The organism is Oerskovia flava (assembly GCF_026163685.1).
Lineage (GTDB): Bacteria > Actinomycetota > Actinomycetes > Actinomycetales > Cellulomonadaceae > Oerskovia_A > Oerskovia_A flava.
The window spans coordinates 247845-265029 of sequence record NZ_JAOXSR010000004.1 but is presented as its reverse complement, the minus strand read 5'-3'; the positions used below and the strand labels follow the sequence as shown (position 1 = coordinate 265029).

Genomic DNA, 17185 nt, shown 5'->3' with positions numbered 1-17185 from the left:
GTGCGTGGGCTGCCGAGGTCAGAGCGCGCGGTGCATGATGTGCAGGCCGACGAGCCCGAGCACGGGGTGGTCGAACGCCTCCGGCACCGTCGCGAGCACCTCGAACCCGAGCGAGCGCCACAACCTCACGGCACGCTCGTTCGTCTCGACCACGGCGTTGAACTGCATCGCCCGGTAGCCGTCGGCCCGCGCCCCCGCGAGCACCGCCTCGGCGAGCGCGCGGCCCACACCACGCCCCGCGGCGTCGTGCCCGACGACGAAGCTCGCGTTCGCCACGTGCGCGCCGGCACCGGGGTGGTTGGGCAGGTACTTCGCGATGCCCAGCACCCCGCCGGAGGTGTTGTCGACGGCGACGAGGACCCGGGCGGGCGCGGGCAGCATCCAGGCCGTCCGCGCCTCGTCCTCGGCGATGTCCCGCGGGTAGGTGTAGGTCTCCCCCGCCCGCAGCGCCGGCTCCAGCACCCGCCAGATGCCCGGCCAGTCGGTGGAGGTCGCGTCTCGGAGGATCACAGCTCCAGAGCGTAACGGGCGCCTCGCGACTCAGCGGTCGTCGTCCGAGGAGATGAGCTGCTGGCCGCGCATGACGGCCAGGTGCAGGGCACCGGCGAGGACCGCACCGATCACCCAGGCGAAGCCGCTGAGCGAGGCGAACGCCGGGACCCAGACCGCCGCCACGGAGAACACCGCCGCGACCGCGAACGCGACCAGCGCACGCACGTTCCAGCCCTTGCTGAAGTAGTACGTGCCACCCGGCTTCTTGGAGTACAGGTCCTGGATGTTCAGCCGCTGGCGGCGCAGCAGGTAGTAGTCGGCGATCATGATCCCGTACAGCGGTGCGAGGACGGCGCCGAGCGTGTCGACGAACGTCGGCAGGCCCGCGTTGCCGATAGCCACGACCCAGAGCGCACCGATGACGAACCCTGCGACCGCGGTGATGGCACCCGCCGAGCGGAAGCTCAGCCGTGACGGCGCGATGTTCACGATGTCGTAGACCGGCGGGATGAAGTTCGCCACGAGGTTGATCCCGACCGTCGCCACGAAGAACGTGACGGCCGCGAGGACCGTCAGCCACACGTTGTCGACCTGGCCGACGATCTCCGCGGGGTTCGTCAACGGCTCACCCTGACCGTCCTGGAACACGATGTAGGCGCCTGCCGTGATGAACAGCGAGAGGAACGTGAACAGGGCCAGGCTCACGGGCAGGCCGAGCAGGTTGCCGAGACGCATCTGGCGCTCGCTGCGGTTGAACCGTGCGAAGTCGCCGAAGTTGATCACGACGGCCGCGAAGTAGGCGATCATCGTCCCCACGACGCCGAAGAACGCGCCGACCGCCGCACCACCGGTCTCCTCGCCCGCGAAGAGTGTGCCCACCGACCGGAGCAGGTCGCCGCCCGCCTGCCACCAGATGGCCGCGAGGAGCAGGATCATCACCACGTAGACGGCCGGACCCGCGATGTTGAGGAAGCGCACGATCCCGTCGAGGCCGCGCAGGTACAGCAGCACCTGGAACACCGCGACCACGACGTACGAGACCCACTCGAGCCCCGTCATGCCGAGGAACGTCGTGCCCCCGGTCGACCCGAGGATCGCGCCGAGTGCGAGGGCGACCGCCGTCGACGCGAAGTACGTCTGCGCGCCGTACCAGAAGACCGCGACCACACCGCGCACCATCGCCGGGAACTGCGCACCGCGCACACCCATGCTCGAGCGCGCCATGACCGGGTAGGGGATGCCGTACTTCACGCTCGGCCGGCCCGAGAGGTTCACGAGCAGCATCACGAACGCCCCCGCGAGGACGATGGCCGCCATGACGAACCAGCCGTTGATCCCGGCTGTGATGAACAGGCTGGCCGCGAGCGTGTACCCCGCGAGGCTCTGGACGTCGTTGGTCCAGACGTTGAAGATCTCGAACCAGCCCCAGCGCCGCTTCGACGGCGGGACGGGGCACAGGTCGTCGTTGTGCAACGACGTGTCGATCTCCTTGACGAGGAAGTCGTCCTCGAGCAGCGACGGCGGCGCGATGCGGGTCTGGGTCATGAGCGGCTCCCGGCTCGGGGTGCCGGTCTCCGAGCGACGGATCGGTCGCCCGCGGCACCCGTGTGCCTCGACGCTAGGGGTATACCGCGCGCGGGTGGTTTCGCCGTCGTGACGAGTGTGCGACGGTCGCGTTGCGCACGCCGGACCGCGCCTCGCGGACGGAGAACGCCCGTGCCCAGGAGCACGGGCACGGGCGTTCTACCTCGCGTGCTGGAGTTCTACCTCGCCGACCGGAGTTCTACCTCGGCGACAGCGGACCGCTCAGGAGTGCGGGACGGTCGCGGTGATGAGCGTGCCGTCCTCGCGGCGGTTGCCGGACAGGGCGCGCAGGCTCGGGCGGCCCGGGCGGACCGGACCCTGCCCGTCGAGCGCGACCTTCACCGCGGCGTCGGGCGTCACGCGCACGCGCTCGCCGCGCACCGAGACCTCCGCCCCGCTGCCGGTCTCGCACACCAGCTCGAGCGTGTCGGCCCGCACGGTCACGCGCAGGCGCGAGCCTGCGAGCGTCACCCGGAACGTCAACGACTCCCAGTCCTGGGGCAGGCGCGGGTCGAACGTGATCTCGCCGTCGTGGTCGCGCATCCCGCCGAAGCCGAACGCCAGCGCCGACCAGGTCCCGCCGGCTGATGCGACGTGCACACCGTCGGACGCGTTGGCGTGCAGGTTCGCGAGGTCCACGAACAGCGACGACGTGAAGTACTCGAGCGCGAGCTCGTGATAGCCGACCTCGGCCGCCACGATCGACTGCACCACCCCCGAGAGGGTGGAGTCCCCCGTCGTCAACGGGTCGTAGTACTCGAAGTCCGCGAGCTTCTCCTCCGCCGTGAACTCCGACCCCTGGAGGAACAGGGCGAGCACGACGTCGGCCTGCTTGAGCACCTGGTAGCGGTAGATGACGAGCGGGTGGTAGTTGAGCAGCAGCGGCCGCTTGTCGGCCGGCGTCGCGGCCAGGTCCCAGATCTCGCGCTCCAGGAAGTGCGAGTCCTGCGGGTGGATCCCCAGGTGCTCCGCGAACGGGATGAACATCCGGTCCGCCGCCCGCGCCCACTCGGTCGTCTCGGTGACCGTGACACCGAGACGGTCGACGACCTGCTGGTACTCGTGCGGGGCCTCGACGTGCATCCGCTCGAGCATCTCGGCCGCGACGCGCAGGTTGTACCGAGCCATGACGTTCGTGAAGAGGTTGTCGCTGACGACCGTCGTGTACTCGTCCGGCCCGGTCACCCCGTGGATGTGGAAGTTGTCGTCGCCGTTGGCGCGCCAGAATCCGAGGTCGGCCCACATCCGGGCGGTCTCCACGAGGATGTCGACGCCCTCACGCTCGAGGAAGTCGACGTCGCCCGTCGCGCGCACGTACTGCATGAGCGCATACGCGATGTCGGCGTCGATGTGGTACTGGGCGGTGCCGGCCGCGTAGTAGGCCGACGCCTCCTCGCCGTTGATGGTCCGCCACGGGAACAGCGCGCCGAGCTGGGAGACCTCGCGCGCGCGGCGTCGGGCCGCCCCGAGCATCTGGTAGCGGAACCGCAGGGCGTTGCGCGCGTACCGAGGGCTCGTGTACGTGAGGAAGGGCAGGACGTAGACCTCGGTGTCCCAGAAGTAGTGACCGCTGTACCCGGAGCCGGTCAGGCCCTTGGCGGGCACACCGTTGCCCTCGGCGCGGGCCGTGGCCTGCGCGAGCTGGAAGAGGTTCCAGCGCACCGCCTGCTCGACGTCGGGCTGGCCGGGGATCTCGACGTCGGAGCGCGCCCAGAAGTCGTCGAGCCAGGCCCGCTGGTGCGCGAGCTGGGCAGTGATGCCCTCCTCCCGGACCCGGTCCAGCGACCGACGGCACCGGTCGATGAGCTCGCGCGGCGGGATCCCGCGGGAGGTGTGGTAGGCGACGGTCTTGGTCAGGCGGATGGGCTTGCCCGGCTCCGCCTGGACGCGGTAGACGTGCTTGGCGAGGTCGTTCTCGACCTGGGTCCGCAGGTCGTAGGTGTTCTCCGTGGTCATCTCGTGGTCGGCCGCGACCGCGAGCGTCATCCCCGAGTTGGTGCACCGGTAGGACAGGACCAGGCGCTCGTCGTCGCCCCACTGCGTCTGCGGCTGCAGGACCCGCTCCGCGAACTGGTTCGTCTTGCGCGGGTCGAACCCCTCGCCGAGCGAGGCTGCCCGCACGTGGTACTCGTCCTGGCCGTCCTGCCGGTTGAGGATCTGCGACGAGATCGCGACCGGGGCGGCGTCGTCGAGCATCGTGATCTCGAACGTCATGACGGCCAGGTGCCGCTCGACGAACGAGACCATCCGCTCCGAGGTGATGTGCACCCGCTTGCCCGACGGCGTGCGCCACAGCAGCTCGCGCCGCAGCACGCCGTCCGCCATGTCGAGCGAGCGCTCGTAGGAGACGAGGTCGGCGACGGGCAGCAGGAGCGGCTCGTCGTCGACGTACAGCCGGATGACCTTGGCGTCCGGAACGTTGACGATCGTCTGCCCGACCCGCGCGAACCCGTACGCCTCCTCGGCGTGGCGGATGGGCCACGTCTCGTGGAAGCCGTTGATGAACGTGCCGTGCGTGTGGGACTCGCGGCCCTCCTCGACGTTGCCGCGCAGCCCGAGGTAGCCGTTGCCGACCGCGAACAACGTCTCCGTGACGCCGTGGTCCTCGCTCGAGTAGCGGGTCTCGCGCAGCCGCCACGGGTCGACCGGGAAGCGGCTGCGGTCGAGGTCTCCCGTCGCACCGAAGACCGCTCCGGGCACCCTCATGACCGGGCTCCGCGTGCGGGACGGTCCAGGACGCTCGCGTCCAGCTCGTCGAGGTCGGCGACGACGACGTCGGCGCCGTGCTCGCGCAGGGCGTCCGCACCGACGCCACGGTCGACGCCGAGCACCAGCCCGAAGTCACCGGCCGCACCGGCCTGCACGCCCGAGATCGCGTCCTCGACCACGATCGCCTCGTGGACGGGAACCCCGAGCAGCTCGGCCGCGTACTCGTAGGTCGCTGCCGACGGCTTGCCGGCGAGCCCCTCCCGCGCGGCGACCGTGCCGTCGACCACGATCGTGAAGCGGGCGGCGAGCCCCGCCGCGGCGAGCACGGTCGGGGCGTTGCGGGACGACGAGACGACGGCGACCGCGGTGCCGGCGTCCGTCACGGCGTCGAGGAAGCGCACCGAACCGGGGTACGGGTCGATGCCCTCCTCGTCGAACATCGCGTTGACGATGCCGTCCTTGCGGTTGCCCAGGGCGCACACGGTGTCCTCGCCCGGCGGGTCGTCGGGCGTCCCGTGCGGCAGCTCGACGCCTCGCGTGGTGAGGAACGAGGCGACGCCGTCGTAGCGCGGCTTGCCGTCGATCGACGCGAAGTAGTCGGCGGACGTGTAGGGGGCGAGTGCGCGGGCCTCGCAGAACGGCGTGAAGAGCCGCTCCCAGGCGCGCATGTGGACCTCGGCGGTCGGCGTGAGCACACCGTCGAGGTCGAAGAGGACGGCTCGCAGGGCAGGCATCGTGGTCCTTCGAACGGGGGCGTGACGTGCAGGTCGTTCGGGGCGGACGACGTCGGCTGCACCCGCCGGTAAGCGTACGCACCGAACGCCCGCACGTCGAAGCCCGATCCGCAGGTGATCAGCAGGTGATCAGCAGCGCACCGGGCGGTCGGGCAGGCCCGGGATCAGTCGTGCGCGCGCTCCGCGAGGATCGCCGCGACCCGCCCGAGGTTCCCCAGCGCGGCCCGGTGCGCGTCGACGCCACCGGGTGCCACGCCGTCGGGCAGACCGCCGCCAGCCCGCGCGGCGTGGCCCGCACCGAGGACCGTGACGTCGTCCAGGGCGTCCACGGGCAGGCCGATGCGACGCCACGGCACGCTCACGAGGTCGGCGAGCGTGCCGAGGCCGGGACCGGAGCACTGCGAGACCTGCGCGGGGGGCAACCCCGCCCAGAGCCCGACGCCGCGCTCGGTCGCCTTCGCGACCGTCTCCCACAGCGGCTCGTTCCACGCGTCGAGCGACGGGGCGAGGTCGAGACCGACGGCGTCCGCCCCCGACAGCACCACGGGCGCCACCCCCACCCACGCGGGGCCGACGTGCACGACGCTGCGCGCACCGGCGTCCCGCACCGCGTCGAGGACCGGCCGCAGACCGTCGACGAGGTCGGGCCCCGCCACGGCTCGCAGCCGCGAGTACCCGGAGAACGTGGGCAGCACGCCCGCGTGCACCTGGCTGAGCAGCGGCTCCTCGACCTGCACGACGACGCCCGCCCCGGGCACCTGCCGGCGCACCGACGCGACGTGCTCGGCCAGGCCGACCGACAGCGACTCGACGAGCTCGCGCACCGCACCGCGGTCGGCGAGGACGCGGTCGCCGTGGGCGAGGTAGAGCTCGGCGGCCAGCGTCCACGGCCCCGTCACCGAGAGCGCGAGCGGCCCGTCGTAGCCCGCCGCCGCGATGGCGAGCGCCTCGACGTCCTCCGCGAGGAGTGCCGTCGCACGCCGCAGGTCGGCGCCCTCGTGGGAGGCCAGCTTCCAGCCGTGCACACCCAGCTCGACCGGCATCTCGGTGAGCAGCGCGGCCGTGCGCCCGGTCGCCTGCGCCCCCGGACCGCGCCCGGGCAGCCGGACGAGGAACGGGACCGGCACCGCCCCCGTGGGCGCGGCCGCGAGGTCCCCGAGAACCGTCAGCTGCGCCTCGAGCGGCGCACCGTCTCCTGGCCACGGCCCGTGGCCGCTCACTGCTGTCATGTCGTCCTTCTCCCGTCGAGTTTCACCCGCACATCACCCGCTCGCAGCGCCCCTCGGCCCTTGTCCGTCCCTCGTTCCAGGTGAAGGCTGAGAACGAGCGACGACGCTCGCGACCGCGGTCGTCGCGCTCGAGGACGAGCGAGGCAGACATGGGCACCACAGAGAACAGATCGACGGCGATCGCCGTGCACACCCAGGCGATCCCCGGGAACCACGCCGACGTGTTGCGGAACCTGGTGGCACCGGACTTCCACAACCACGACTCGACGCCCGGCTCCTCGGGCGGCCTGGACGGGCTCGTCGCGACCATGCACTGGTTCTCCGACGCGTTCTCCGACCAGGTCGTCGAGGTCCTGCACTGCGTGGCCGAGGGCGACCTCGTGGCGCTGCACGTGTCGTTCAGCGCCCGGCACACAGGGTACTTCCGCGGGCTCGCACCCACGGGACGGCGCTTCAGCGTCCGCGAGATGCACATGCTGCGCTTCGTGGACGGGCGCGAGGCCGAGCACTGGGCGGTCCGGGACGACGCGTGGCTGATGAAGGTCCTCGCTCAGGAGCCCGTGCCCGCGTTCGTGTGAGCGGCCGTCGGGTCCGTCGGTCGTGCGGGCGCACGGTGCGCACGGTGCGCACGCTGCACGGTGGCCTGCCCGAGCACCCGCGTGCCGTCGTACACGACGAGCGACTGACCCGCGGCAACGCCGCGCAGCGTCGTCCCGACGAGCTCGACCTCCATGCCCTCGTCGTCGGCGCCCGTGGCCCGCACCCGTGCGGCGACGGGCGTCCCGTGCGCCCGGACCTGGACCTGCGCGTCGAACCAGCCGTCACCACTCGCCGTGGCCAGGACGTCGTCGGCCAGCCACACCGCGCGGTCCCCGGAGATCCGGTCCACCGAGAGCAGCTCGGCGGGCCCGACAACCACACGGTTTGCCGTCGGCTGCACCTCCAGGACGTAGCGCGGGCGCCCGTCGGAGGCCGGGCGGTCGATCCCCAGACCCTTGCGCTGCCCGACCGTGTAGGCGTACGCGCCGTCGTGCTCCCCCAGCACCTCGCCGGAGGCATCGACGATCTCGCCCGTCCGGGCACCGAGGCGCGAGCGCAGGAAGCCCTGGGTGTCGCCGTCGGCCACGAAGCAGATGTCGTAGGAGTCGGGCTTGGCGGACACCGACAGCCCGCGCCGCGCCGCCTCGGCCCGCACCTCGTCCTTGGACTCGAAGCCGCCGAGCGGGAAGATCGCCCGCGCGAGCCGCACGGGACCCATGACGGCGAGCACGTAGGACTGGTCCTTGGCCTCGTTCGGCGAGCGGTGGAGCTCACGGACCGTGGACGTCGCCACCGTGCCGTCCGGGCCCGGTGAGGTCACCTCGCGGGTCACGACACGCGCGTAGTGCCCGGTCGCGACGGCGTCGAAGCCGAGCGCCGTCGCCTTGTCGAGCAGCGCCTCGAACTTGATGTGCTCGTTGCAGCGCACGCACGGGTTCGGGGTGCGGCCGGCCTCGTACTCCGACAGGAAGTCGGCCACGACGGTGTCCTCGAACCGCTCCGACAGGTCCCACACGTAGTAGGGGATGCCGAGCACGTCGGCCGCGCGCCGGGCGTCGCCCGCGTCCTCGATCGAGCAGCAGCCTCGCGACCCCGTGCGGAACTGGTCCCGGTTCCGCGACAGCGCCATGTGCACGCCGACGACGTCGTGCCCGGCCTCCACCGCGAGCGCCGCCGCGACCGCGGAGTCCACGCCGCCCGACATCGCCGCGAGCACCCTCATGACAGCGCTCCGGCCGACGACAGCCCGGCCGCCTGCGCGCGGGCCACGACCTCGGGCAAGGCGTCGAGGAGGCGCTCCACGTCCTGTGCCGTCGAGGTCGCGCCGAGGGAGAAGCGCAGCGCACCGCGGGCCTGCATCTCCGGGACCCCCGTGGCGAGCAGCACGTGCGACGGCTGGGGCACCCCGGCCTGGCAGGCAGAACCGGTCGAGGTCTGGATGCCCACCGAGTCCAGCAGGTAGAGCAACGAGTCGCCCTCGGCGCCCGGGAAGGTGAAGTGGGCGTTCCCGGGCAGCCGCGCGTCCCGGTCCGTCCGAGGGTCGGGTCCGTGCAGCTCGGCGTCGGGCACGATCCGGCGCACGCCGTCGATCAGGGCGTCCCGCAGGCTCCCCCACCGGATCGCGCGCTCCGCCTGCTCGCTCACGGCCTCGCCGACGGCGACCGCGAAGGAACGGATCGACGGGGCGTCGAGCGTGCCCGAGCGCACGCCCCGCTCCTGCCCGCCACCGTGCAGCACCGGGGTCAACGGCGCGTCGCGCTTCGCGAGGAGCGCACCCACACCGACCGGGCCGCCGATCTTGTGCCCGGAGACCGTGAGGGCGTCCAGGCCGCTCGCGGCGAAGTCCACGGGCACCTGGCCGACGGCCTGCACGGCGTCGGAGTGCACGGGGATGCCGTACGGGCGTGCGGCCTGCACGACCTCGCCGACGGGCTGCAGCGTCCCGACCTCGTTGTTCGCCCACATCACGGAGATCAGCGCGACCTCGTCGGCGTGCTCGTCGAGCTCCGCGCGCAGTGCGTCGACGTCCAGGCGTCCGACGGCGTCGACGGGCAGCAGGACGATCTCGGCGCCGGCGTGCTCGGCCATCCAGAACGCCGGGTCGAGCACCGCGTGGTGCTCGACCGCGGAGACGAGGATGCGCCGGCGCTGCGGCGACGTGGTGCGCCGCCCCCAGAACAGGCCCTTGATCGCCAGGTTGTCGGCCTCCGTGCCGCCCGCCGTGAAGACGACCTCGCTGGGTCGTGCACCCAGGGAGGCGGCGACCGTCTCCCGGGACTCCTCGACGACGCGCCGCGCGGCCCGACCCGCCGAGTGCAGGGACGACGGGTTGCCTGTGCGCGTCAGCTCGCCGACGAACGCCTCGACGGCCGCGGGCGACATCGGGGTCGTCGCGGCGTGGTCGAGGTAGGCGCCGGGACGTGCGCCGTGCGGGGAATCTGCGGTCACAAGGACCCAGTCTACGAACTTCGACTCACAGTCCGGACACGCCGATGACAGCAGGCGAAAACCGCTACGTTGTCGGATGATCGTGCCTGGCGAGATCCGGCCGCTCGGATCTTCGCCTACCGACCCTCCACGAGCCCTGGAAGTGGCGCACCGATGCCCGACGACGCGTCAGCCGCTGCCGTCGCAGCCCTCCCCGAGGTCCCCCGTGCCTTCGGCGGGTCCCGGCTGCGCTGGAGCGACCTGCCCGAGGACCTGCGCACCGAGATCGAGGCGGTGGCGGGTGCCCGGGTCGTCGCCGAGACGACCACGACGACCGGCTTCAGCCCGGGTCTCGCCTCGGTCCTCACGCTCGCGACCGGCGAGCGCATCTTCGTCAAGGCCGCCCGGACGGGCGACCACCGTGCGACCGCCGACCTCCACCGCGCCGAGGCGCACATCGCGATCCACCTGCCCCGACCGGTCCCCTCACCGAGGTTCTTGTGGGGGCACGGTGACACCGACTGGATCGTCCTGGCGTACGAGGCCGTTGCCGGGCGTGTGCCTCCCGTGCCGTGGCCCCTCGACGACCTCGACCGCGTCCTCGCCGCCCTCGACGTCCTCGCGCACGTACCCGGCGCCCGCGCGATGTCGCTGCCACCGGCCGGCCCGGAGCTGGCGTCGATGTCGAGCGGGTGGGCGCGCCTGCGCGCTGAACCGACGCCCACCCTTGCCCAGGACGCACCGTGGGCGGCGCAGCGTCTCGACGAGCTCGTCGCGGTCGAGCGCCACGTGCTCGTCGCGTGCGAGGGCGAGGCGATCGTGCACGGCGACATCCGGGGCGACAACGTGCTGCTCACTGCCGACGCGGCCTATCTCGTGGACTGGCCGCACGCGATGCGCGGGGCACCGTGGCTCGACCTCGCGCTCTTCCTGCCGAGCGTGCTGATGCAGGGCGTCGACGACCTCGTCGCCCCCGTCATGCGGAGCCGCGCGGCAGCCCGCGACGGCGGGGCGTGGGCGGCCCGGCGGTTCGCCGAGCACCCGCTCGGGGCCAGGGTGCACCCTGGCGACCTCCGCGCGGTCGTCGCCGGGATCGCCGGCTACTTCCTCGACTCCGCGCGCAAGCCGCCGCCGCCCGACGGCCCGGGCCTCCGGCCGTTCCAGCGGGCGCAGGGCATCGCGGCCGTAGCCTGGCTGGAGGAGCTCGGTATCTGAGCCGCCGGTTCAGCCCTTGTGCTCTCGGATGACCTGCGCGGCCTGCGGGAGGACGTCGGCGAGGTCGCCGACGACCGCGAAGTCGCTGATCTCGAAGAGCGGGCACTCGGGGTCGCTGTTGACCGCCACGATCACCTGCGACGCCTGCATGCCCCCGCGGTGGTGCGGCGCCCCGGAGATGCCCGCACCGATGTACAGCCGCGGTGCGACGGTCACGCCCGTCTGCCCGACGAACTCGTCGAACCAGCCCTCGTAGACCGCGTCACGGCTCGCGCCGACCGCCGCGCCGAGCGCGTCGGCGAGGTCCTCGACGGGGCCGAAGTCACCGTCGGTGCCCCGGCCGCCCGCGACGACGACCGCCGCCTCGGCGAGCGACGGCCGGCCCCCGACCGCACGCTCGTGCACCTCGCGCGAGACGCTGCGCGCGACCGTGGCCAGCTCGCTCACCTCGACGGCGAAGCCCTCGACCTCGGTCGCCACGGCGACCGGTGCCGGCTCGGGGACGATCGAGTTCGGGCGGACCGTGAAGACGGCCGTCTCCGTGCGCACGACGCACGACGTGTCCCACGACCCGGCGAAGACCCGCTTGCCCGCCACGAGCGACCCCGCGGGCGGTGCGTCGGCGAGCTCGGGGCCCGGCTCCGCGCTCTCGGTGACGGACGTCGCGTCGATCACCAGACCGGCACCCGTGAGGTGGGCGAGGCGCGCGGCGGCCTCCTTGTTCGCGAAGGTCGCCGAGAGGATCACGGCGTCGGCGTCCCGCAGGCGCAGCGCCGCCGCGAGCGCCTCGGCCACCACGGGCGAGAGGTGGGCGTCGTCGCCGCCGCGCACGGCGGCCGGGAGCTCGGCCTGCAGCACGATCTCGACGCCGTAGGCGCTGAGCTGCGCGAGCGTGGGCACGCTGGGCGCCTCGAGCGTGACGGCCTCGACGCGGCCGAGGCCGCGCGCGATCGTCAGCAGCTCGAGCGCCGAGGACCGCAGCTCGGTGGCGGGGGTGTCCAGGAGAACGAGGACGGTGCGGTTGGTGCGGGGGGTCGTCTGCTCGGTCATCGGTGCGCCTCTCAGACCAGCTCGTTGCGGATGAGGTACTCGGCGAGGGCGCGGCCGCCCTCGCCCTTGTCGACGACGAGCTCGACGTCGGGCCGCGGCGGCCGCGGGGTCGCGGCGAGGACGTGCGTGCGGGCCCCGGCGGCGCCCACGGTCGCGGGGTCGAGACCCAGGTCCGCGAGGGTCCACTCCTCCACCGTCTTCGACCGCGCCGCCATGATGAGCTTGAAGTTCGGGAAGCGCGGCGAGTTGGCGTGGTCGGTCACGCTCACGACTGCCGGCAGCGGCGCGACGAGCTCCTCGGTCACGCCGTCGAGCTCGCGGGTGATGCGGGCCTCGCCGTCCGCCACCTCGAGGCGTGCGGCGAGCGTGAGCTGCCCGAGCCCGAGCTCGGCGGCCAGCAGCGCCGGGACGACGGAGCCGAGCCCGTCGAGCGCCGCCATGCCGGTGATCACGAGGTCGACGGGCGCCTCCTCCGCTAGCCGGCGCACCGCGGCCGCGAGCGCCCGCGCCGTGCCGAAGTAGTCGGACCCGGCGAGCGCGTCGTCGCTCACGCGCACCCCGCGGTCGACCCCCAGCTGGTAGGCCTTGCGCACGGCGGTGTCGGCCTCGGGTCCCGCGATGGTCACGGCGACGATCTCGCTCACCGCCCGCTCGTCCTCGGGCAGCGACTCGATGATGCGCAGGGCGGCCTCGAGGGCGTTCTCGTCGAGCTCGTTGAGCGTGCCCTCCTCCGCGGACCGCACCACCCGCCCGTCGGCGAAACCTCGCTCGGCATGGATGTCCGGGACGTACTTGACGGCGACGACGATCCGCATCGGGTGATCACTCCCTGTGAGCTGGTGGCCCTGAGTCGACGCGGGCACCTGAGCCCGCCGACAGTCGGAAGGTTACCGCTCCGTGGCGCACCCGCGAGGAGGGCACCCACGGTGAGATGACGCACACCGCCGCACCGGTCGCCGCCGCGGACCCGTCACAATGGTCGGGTGCACGAGCCACCCGTCCCCCGTCCCGCCGTCCGTCCCACGGACCGTCACGGCCACGTCCCCCCGCTCGGCGTCCACGTCACCGACGGGGGCGTCGACGTCGCGGTGCTCGCCTCGCACGCCACCGCGGTCGACCTGTGCCTCATCGACGACGGCTCCCCCGCCGGGTTCAGCGAACGGCGGGTGCCCCTGGAAGGCCCGACCTACGGCGTCTGGCACGCCCACGTGCCCGGCGTGCACGAGGGGCAGCGGTACGGCTTCCGGGTGCACGGGCCGTGGGACCCGGCCGCGGGGCTGCGCCACAACCCCGCCAAGCTGCTCGTCGACCCGTACGCGCGGGGGCTCGTCGGCGAGCTCGACCACGACCCCGCCGTGTGCGGGCACGTCGCGACGGGCGACCCGCGTGACGGCGGGCTCTCCGGCGACGCGTACGGCCCGGCCGACGACCGCGACTCCCTGCCGCACGTGCCGCACTCGGTGGTCGTCGCCCCGCGGGACCACCACCCGCCGGTCCGGCGCCCGCACGTGCCGTGGGCGGACACGGTCGTCTACGAGGCGCACGTGCGCGGCCTGACCCACGGACTCGAGGCGTTGCCCCCGGAGCTGCGGGGCACGTACGCGGGCCTCGCGCACCCCGCGACGATCGAGCACCTGCACTCGCTCGGGGTCACCACGCTCGAGCTGCTGCCGATCCACGCGTTCGCGAGCGAGCAGCACCTCGTCGCGAAGGGGCTGACGAACTACTGGGGCTACTCGACCCTCGGGTTCTTCGCCCCGCATGCGCCCTACGCGACCCGGGCGGCGCGCGAGGCGGGGCCGAGCGCCGTCCTCGACGAGGTCCGCGGCATGGTCCACCTGCTGCACGAGGCCGGCATCGAGGTGCTCCTCGACGTCGTGTACAACCACACCTGCGAGGGCGGCCCGGACGGCCTGCACGTGTCGTGGCGCGGCCTGGACAACGCCGTCTACTACCTGCACGACGGGTCCGCGCCGGCGACCCTCGCGGACGTCACCGGCACCGGCAACACGCTCGACTTCCGCCGGCCGCGGGTCATCCAGATGGCCCTGGACTCGTTGCGGTTCTGGGCCGAGGAGGTGGGTGTCGACGGCTTCCGCTTCGACCTCGCCGTCACCCTCGGTCGCGGCGAGCACGGCTACGACCCGAACCACCCGTTCCTCGTCGCCCTGCAGACGGACCCCGTCCTGTCCGGCCTCAAGCTCGTCGCCGAGCCCTGGGACGTCGGGCCCGGTGGGTGGCGCACCGGGCAGTTCCCGCCGCCGTTCGCCGAGTGGAACGACCGGTTCCGCGACGCGACGCGCCAGTTCTGGCTCGCCGACGCCCGCGAGGCCTCCCACGGCCGCCAGGGCCACGGCGTGCGCGAGCTCGCGACGCGCCTCGCGGGGTCCGCCGACCTGTTCGGGCACTCCGACCCGCCGCTCGTGCGCGGTCCGGTCGCCTCCGTCAACTACGTCACGGCGCACGACGGCTTCACCCTCGCCGACCTCGTCGCCTACGAGCACAAGCGCAACGAGGCCAACGGCGAGGACGGGCGCGACGGCACGAACGACAACCGCTCGTGGAACCACGGGTTCGAGGGCCGGCTCGACACGGTGGCGAGCGGGACGGAGGCCCATCTCGAGCCCGGCGTCGAGATCGCCCCGCTGCGGCGGCGGTCGATCCGCAACCTGCTGGCGACCCTGATCCTCGCGGCGGGCACACCCATGCTCACCGCCGGCGACGAGTCCGGTCGCAGCCAGCGGGGGAACAACAACGCCTACGCGCAGGACAACGAGATCTCGTGGGTGTCGTGGGACCTGTCCCCCTGGCGCCAGGACCTGCGCGCGACGACCGCGCACCTGCTGGCCCTGCGACGCGAGCACCCGGCGCTGCGCGCCGACTCGTTCTTCCTGGGGCAGCCGCGGCACACCGTCACCGAGCGGGTCCCCGACCTCGCGTGGTTCACGGCCGTCGGCACCGTCGTCGACCACGACACCTGGCACGATCCCGCGACCCGGACCCTGCAGATGATCCGCACCGCGCCGGTCGCCGGCGCCCGCGACGTCCTCGTCGTGCTGAACGGGTCCCTCGACGCCGTACCGGCCACGCTCGCGAACGCGCGGTCGGAACCCGTGGGATGGGAGCTCGTCTGGGACTCGAACTGGGAGCACCCCGACGACCGTGAGAGCTCGAACGGGGACCTGCACGTGCAGGCCGGGGACGAGGTCCAGCTCGAGCCGCTGAGCGTGCACGTCTACACCGCCGAGCAGGCGCTGGAGCTGCCCGACGCGAGCCCGTCCGTCTGAGCGCCGAGCGCGTCCGCGTGAGCGCCGCGCGCGGCGGCGCTGGGCTAGGGTCGGCGCATGGACGACGACGGGGTCGACAGGGTGCACCGGGCGGCGGCTGGCGCCGGTGACACCGCGGACGTGATCGTGGTCGGCGCAGGGCTCTCGGGCCTCGTCGCGGCGACCGAGCTGACGGCGGCCGGCAAGCGGGTGCTGCTCCTCGAGCAGGAGCCACCCGCCAGCCTGGGCGGGCAGGCGTGGTGGTCGTTCGGCGGCCTGTTCCTCGTGGGCTCGCCCGAGCAGCGCAGGCTCGGGGTGCACGACGACGTCGAGCTCGCGTTCGACGACTGGCTCGGCTCCGCGCAGTTCGCCCCGGGCGCCGACCGCGGCGAGGGCCCCGACCGCTACGGGTACGCCTGGGCGCAGGGTTTCGTCGACTTCGCGAGCGGGGAGCTGCGCTCGTGGCTGCACGCGAAGGGCGTGCGCTGGTTCCCGCTCGTCCAGTGGGCCGAACGCGGCGGCTACCCCGCCGGCGGGCACGGCAACACCGTCCCGCGCTTCCACGTGACGTGGGGCACCGGACCGGCGATCCTCGAACCCTTCGTCGCCGCAGCGCTCGACGCCCGTGCCGCCGGTCTGCTCGACGTCCGCTTCCGGCACCGCGTGACGTCCCTCGTGCTCACCGACGGTGCTGTCACCGGCGTCCGGGCCGAGGTCCTCGCCCCGGACCGCGCCGGGCGCGGCGTCCCCACCTCACGGGCCGTCGTCGGCGAGGTCGAGCTGTCGGCGAGCGCCGTCGTCGTCTCCTCCGGCGGGATCGGGGCCGACCACGAGCTCGTGCGCTCGCGGTGGCCCGCGGCTGCGGGCACGCTGCCCGGGCGCATGCTGTCCGGGGTGCCGGACTCGACCGACGGACTGATGATCGGCGTCGCGGCGGGCGCAGGCGCGGCGGTCGTGCACGAGGACCGGATGTGGCACTACCCCGAGGGGATCGCCAACCACTCCCCCGTGTGGTCGGACCACGGGATCCGCATCCTGCCCGGCCCGAGCTCGCTGTGGCTCGACGCCGACGGCGGCCGGCTGCCCGCGCCGCTGTTCCCCGGCTTCGACGCGCTCGGCGCGCTGCAGCACGTCACGTCGCGCGGCGACGACCACTCCTGGTTCGTGCTCAACCAGGCCATCATGGAGACCGAGTTCGCGCTGTCCGGCTCCGAGCAGAACCCGGACCTGACCGGCAAGAACCTCGCCCTCCTCGCGCAACGGGTCCTGCCGCGAGCCGTGGGCCCGGTCGCACGCTTCGCCGCCGAGTCGCCCGAGTTCGTGCGAGGCTCGACGCCGTCCGAGCTCGCCGCCGGGATGAACGCGCTCACCGCCGCGACGCAGGGCTCGCGCGGGCACGTCGACGCGGTCGCGCTCGCCCGGACCATCGCCCTGCGCGACGCCCAGGTGCGCTCGGGCCTCGGCAAGGACCACCAGGTCGTCGCCACGGCGATGGCGCGCCGGTTCCGCGTGGACCGGATGATCCGGGTCGCGCCGCCCCGGCCGCTGACCACACCGCAGGACGGGCCGCTCGTCGCGGTGCGGCTGTCGGTGCTGACGCGCAAGACGCTCGGCGGACTGCACACCGACACGAGCGCACGCGTGCTCCGCGCGGACGGCTCGCTGCTGCCGGGCCTGTGGGCCGTCGGCGAGGCCGCGGGGTTCGGCGGCGGCGGCGTGCACGGCCACCGCGCGCTCGAGGGCACCTTCCTCGGGGGGTGCCTCTACTCCGGCCGGGTCGCCGGCCGCGCCCTGGCCGCCGAGCTCACCTGACCCTCCGCCCCCGGCCACACCCCGGCGAGGTAGAACCCAGGCTCGCGAGGTAGAACGCCAGTCAGGCACTGGGGTTCTACCTCGCGCACGGAGGGTCTACCTCGTGGGCAGGGCAGTGCCGGTAGGG

At 73.3% G+C, this 17185-nt stretch carries 13 protein-coding genes; 4 read left to right on the top strand and 9 right to left on the bottom strand.

Going from position 1 to position 17185, the window contains the following annotated elements:
• Window positions 1-18: 18 nt before the first annotated feature.
• From OHL10_RS09515 to OHL10_RS09495, 5 genes are all read right to left on the bottom strand, one after another.
• On the bottom strand, window positions 19-510 hold the full coding sequence (locus OHL10_RS09515) for a GNAT family N-acetyltransferase (protein ID WP_265521954.1): 492 nt from the start codon (window positions 508-510) through the stop codon (window positions 19-21).
• A 30-nt stretch (window positions 511-540) separates the two neighbouring features.
• Window positions 541-2037, bottom strand: a complete 1497-nt coding sequence (locus tag OHL10_RS09510) for an NCS1 family nucleobase:cation symporter-1 (protein ID WP_265521953.1) — start codon at window positions 2035-2037, stop codon at window positions 541-543.
• Between the two features lie 261 nt (window positions 2038-2298).
• Complete coding sequence (locus OHL10_RS09505; RefSeq protein WP_265521952.1) at window positions 2299-4782, bottom strand: glycoside hydrolase family 65 protein; 2484 nt, start codon at window positions 4780-4782, stop codon at window positions 2299-2301.
• On the bottom strand, window positions 4779-5519 hold the full coding sequence (locus OHL10_RS09500) for an HAD family hydrolase (RefSeq protein WP_265521951.1): 741 nt from the start codon (window positions 5517-5519) through the stop codon (window positions 4779-4781). The genes OHL10_RS09505 and OHL10_RS09500 overlap by 4 nt, the downstream gene beginning before the upstream one ends.
• A 164-nt stretch (window positions 5520-5683) precedes the next feature.
• Window positions 5684-6748, bottom strand: coding sequence for a uroporphyrinogen decarboxylase/cobalamine-independent methonine synthase family protein (locus tag OHL10_RS09495; protein WP_265521950.1), 1065 nt, complete (start codon window positions 6746-6748; stop codon window positions 5684-5686).
• A 149-nt stretch (window positions 6749-6897) separates the two neighbouring features.
• Between OHL10_RS09495 and OHL10_RS09490 the strand changes: the two genes are divergently transcribed.
• The gene (locus tag OHL10_RS09490; RefSeq protein WP_265521949.1) at window positions 6898-7326 is read left to right on the top strand and encodes an ester cyclase; all 429 of its coding nucleotides are present in this window, start codon (window positions 6898-6900) and stop codon (window positions 7324-7326) included.
• Here the strand turns inward: OHL10_RS09490 and mnmA are convergent.
• Together mnmA and OHL10_RS09480 are read right to left on the bottom strand one after the other, a co-directional pair.
• On the bottom strand, window positions 7299-8510 hold the full coding sequence (gene mnmA / locus OHL10_RS09485) for a tRNA 2-thiouridine(34) synthase MnmA (RefSeq protein ID WP_265521948.1): 1212 nt from the start codon (window positions 8508-8510) through the stop codon (window positions 7299-7301). The two genes, OHL10_RS09490 and mnmA, sit on opposite strands and share 28 nt — an antisense overlap.
• A complete protein-coding gene (locus tag OHL10_RS09480) occupies window positions 8507-9670 on the bottom strand; it encodes a cysteine desulfurase family protein (RefSeq protein WP_425498988.1) in 1164 nt (387 codons plus the stop codon). Before OHL10_RS09480 ends, mnmA begins: the two co-directional genes overlap by 4 nt.
• A gap of 219 nt (window positions 9671-9889) precedes the next feature.
• Here OHL10_RS09480 and OHL10_RS09475 point away from each other — a divergent pair, with 219 nt between their 5' ends.
• Window positions 9890-10930: an aminoglycoside phosphotransferase family protein gene (locus OHL10_RS09475; protein ID WP_265521946.1), complete on the top strand. Its 1041-nt coding sequence runs from the start codon at window positions 9890-9892 to the stop codon at window positions 10928-10930.
• Window positions 10931-10939: 9 nt separating this feature from the next.
• On the opposite strand, the gene OHL10_RS09470 is transcribed toward OHL10_RS09475, so the two are convergent.
• Window positions 10940-11980, bottom strand: a complete 1041-nt coding sequence (locus tag OHL10_RS09470; RefSeq protein ID WP_265521945.1) for an electron transfer flavoprotein subunit alpha/FixB family protein — start codon at window positions 11978-11980, stop codon at window positions 10940-10942.
• Window positions 11981-11991: 11 nt separating this feature from the next.
• Window positions 11992-12795, bottom strand: a complete 804-nt coding sequence (locus tag OHL10_RS09465) for an electron transfer flavoprotein subunit beta/FixA family protein (protein ID WP_265521944.1) — start codon at window positions 12793-12795, stop codon at window positions 11992-11994.
• Between the two features lie 168 nt (window positions 12796-12963).
• Between OHL10_RS09465 and glgX the strand changes: the two genes are divergently transcribed.
• Together glgX and OHL10_RS09455 are read left to right on the top strand one after the other, a co-directional pair.
• The gene (gene glgX / locus OHL10_RS09460) at window positions 12964-15267 is read left to right on the top strand and encodes a glycogen debranching protein GlgX (protein ID WP_265521943.1); all 2304 of its coding nucleotides are present in this window, start codon (window positions 12964-12966) and stop codon (window positions 15265-15267) included.
• A gap of 57 nt (window positions 15268-15324) precedes the next feature.
• Complete coding sequence (locus OHL10_RS09455) at window positions 15325-17058, top strand: FAD-binding dehydrogenase (RefSeq protein WP_265521942.1); 1734 nt, start codon at window positions 15325-15327, stop codon at window positions 17056-17058.
• Window positions 17059-17185 lie beyond the last annotated feature (127 nt).

Bases quoted from the DNA above. Each gene is read 5' to 3' on its own strand.
- OHL10_RS09510 (WP_265521953.1), bottom strand. From the start codon at position 2,037: ATGACCCAGACCCGCATCGCGCCGCCGTCGCTGCTCGAGGACGACTTC.
- OHL10_RS09505 (WP_265521952.1), bottom strand. From the start codon at position 4,782: ATGAGGGTGCCCGGAGCGGTCTTCGGTGCGACGGGAGACCTCGACCGC.
- OHL10_RS09500 (WP_265521951.1), bottom strand. From the start codon at position 5,519: ATGCCTGCCCTGCGAGCCGTCCTCTTCGACCTCGACGGTGTGCTCACG.
- OHL10_RS09495 (WP_265521950.1), bottom strand. From the start codon at position 6,748: ATGACAGCAGTGAGCGGCCACGGGCCGTGGCCAGGAGACGGTGCGCCG.
- OHL10_RS09490 (WP_265521949.1), top strand. From the start codon at position 6,898: ATGGGCACCACAGAGAACAGATCGACGGCGATCGCCGTGCACACCCAG.
- mnmA (WP_265521948.1), bottom strand. From the start codon at position 8,510: ATGAGGGTGCTCGCGGCGATGTCGGGCGGCGTGGACTCCGCGGTCGCG.
- OHL10_RS09480 (WP_425498988.1), bottom strand. From the start codon at position 9,670: ATGTCGCCCGCGGCCGTCGAGGCGTTCGTCGGCGAGCTGACGCGCACA.
- OHL10_RS09475 (WP_265521946.1), top strand. From the start codon at position 9,890: ATGCCCGACGACGCGTCAGCCGCTGCCGTCGCAGCCCTCCCCGAGGTC.
- OHL10_RS09470 (WP_265521945.1), bottom strand. From the start codon at position 11,980: ATGACCGAGCAGACGACCCCCCGCACCAACCGCACCGTCCTCGTTCTC.
- OHL10_RS09465 (WP_265521944.1), bottom strand. From the start codon at position 12,795: ATGCGGATCGTCGTCGCCGTCAAGTACGTCCCGGACATCCATGCCGAG.
- OHL10_RS09455 (WP_265521942.1), top strand. From the start codon at position 15,325: ATGGACGACGACGGGGTCGACAGGGTGCACCGGGCGGCGGCTGGCGCC.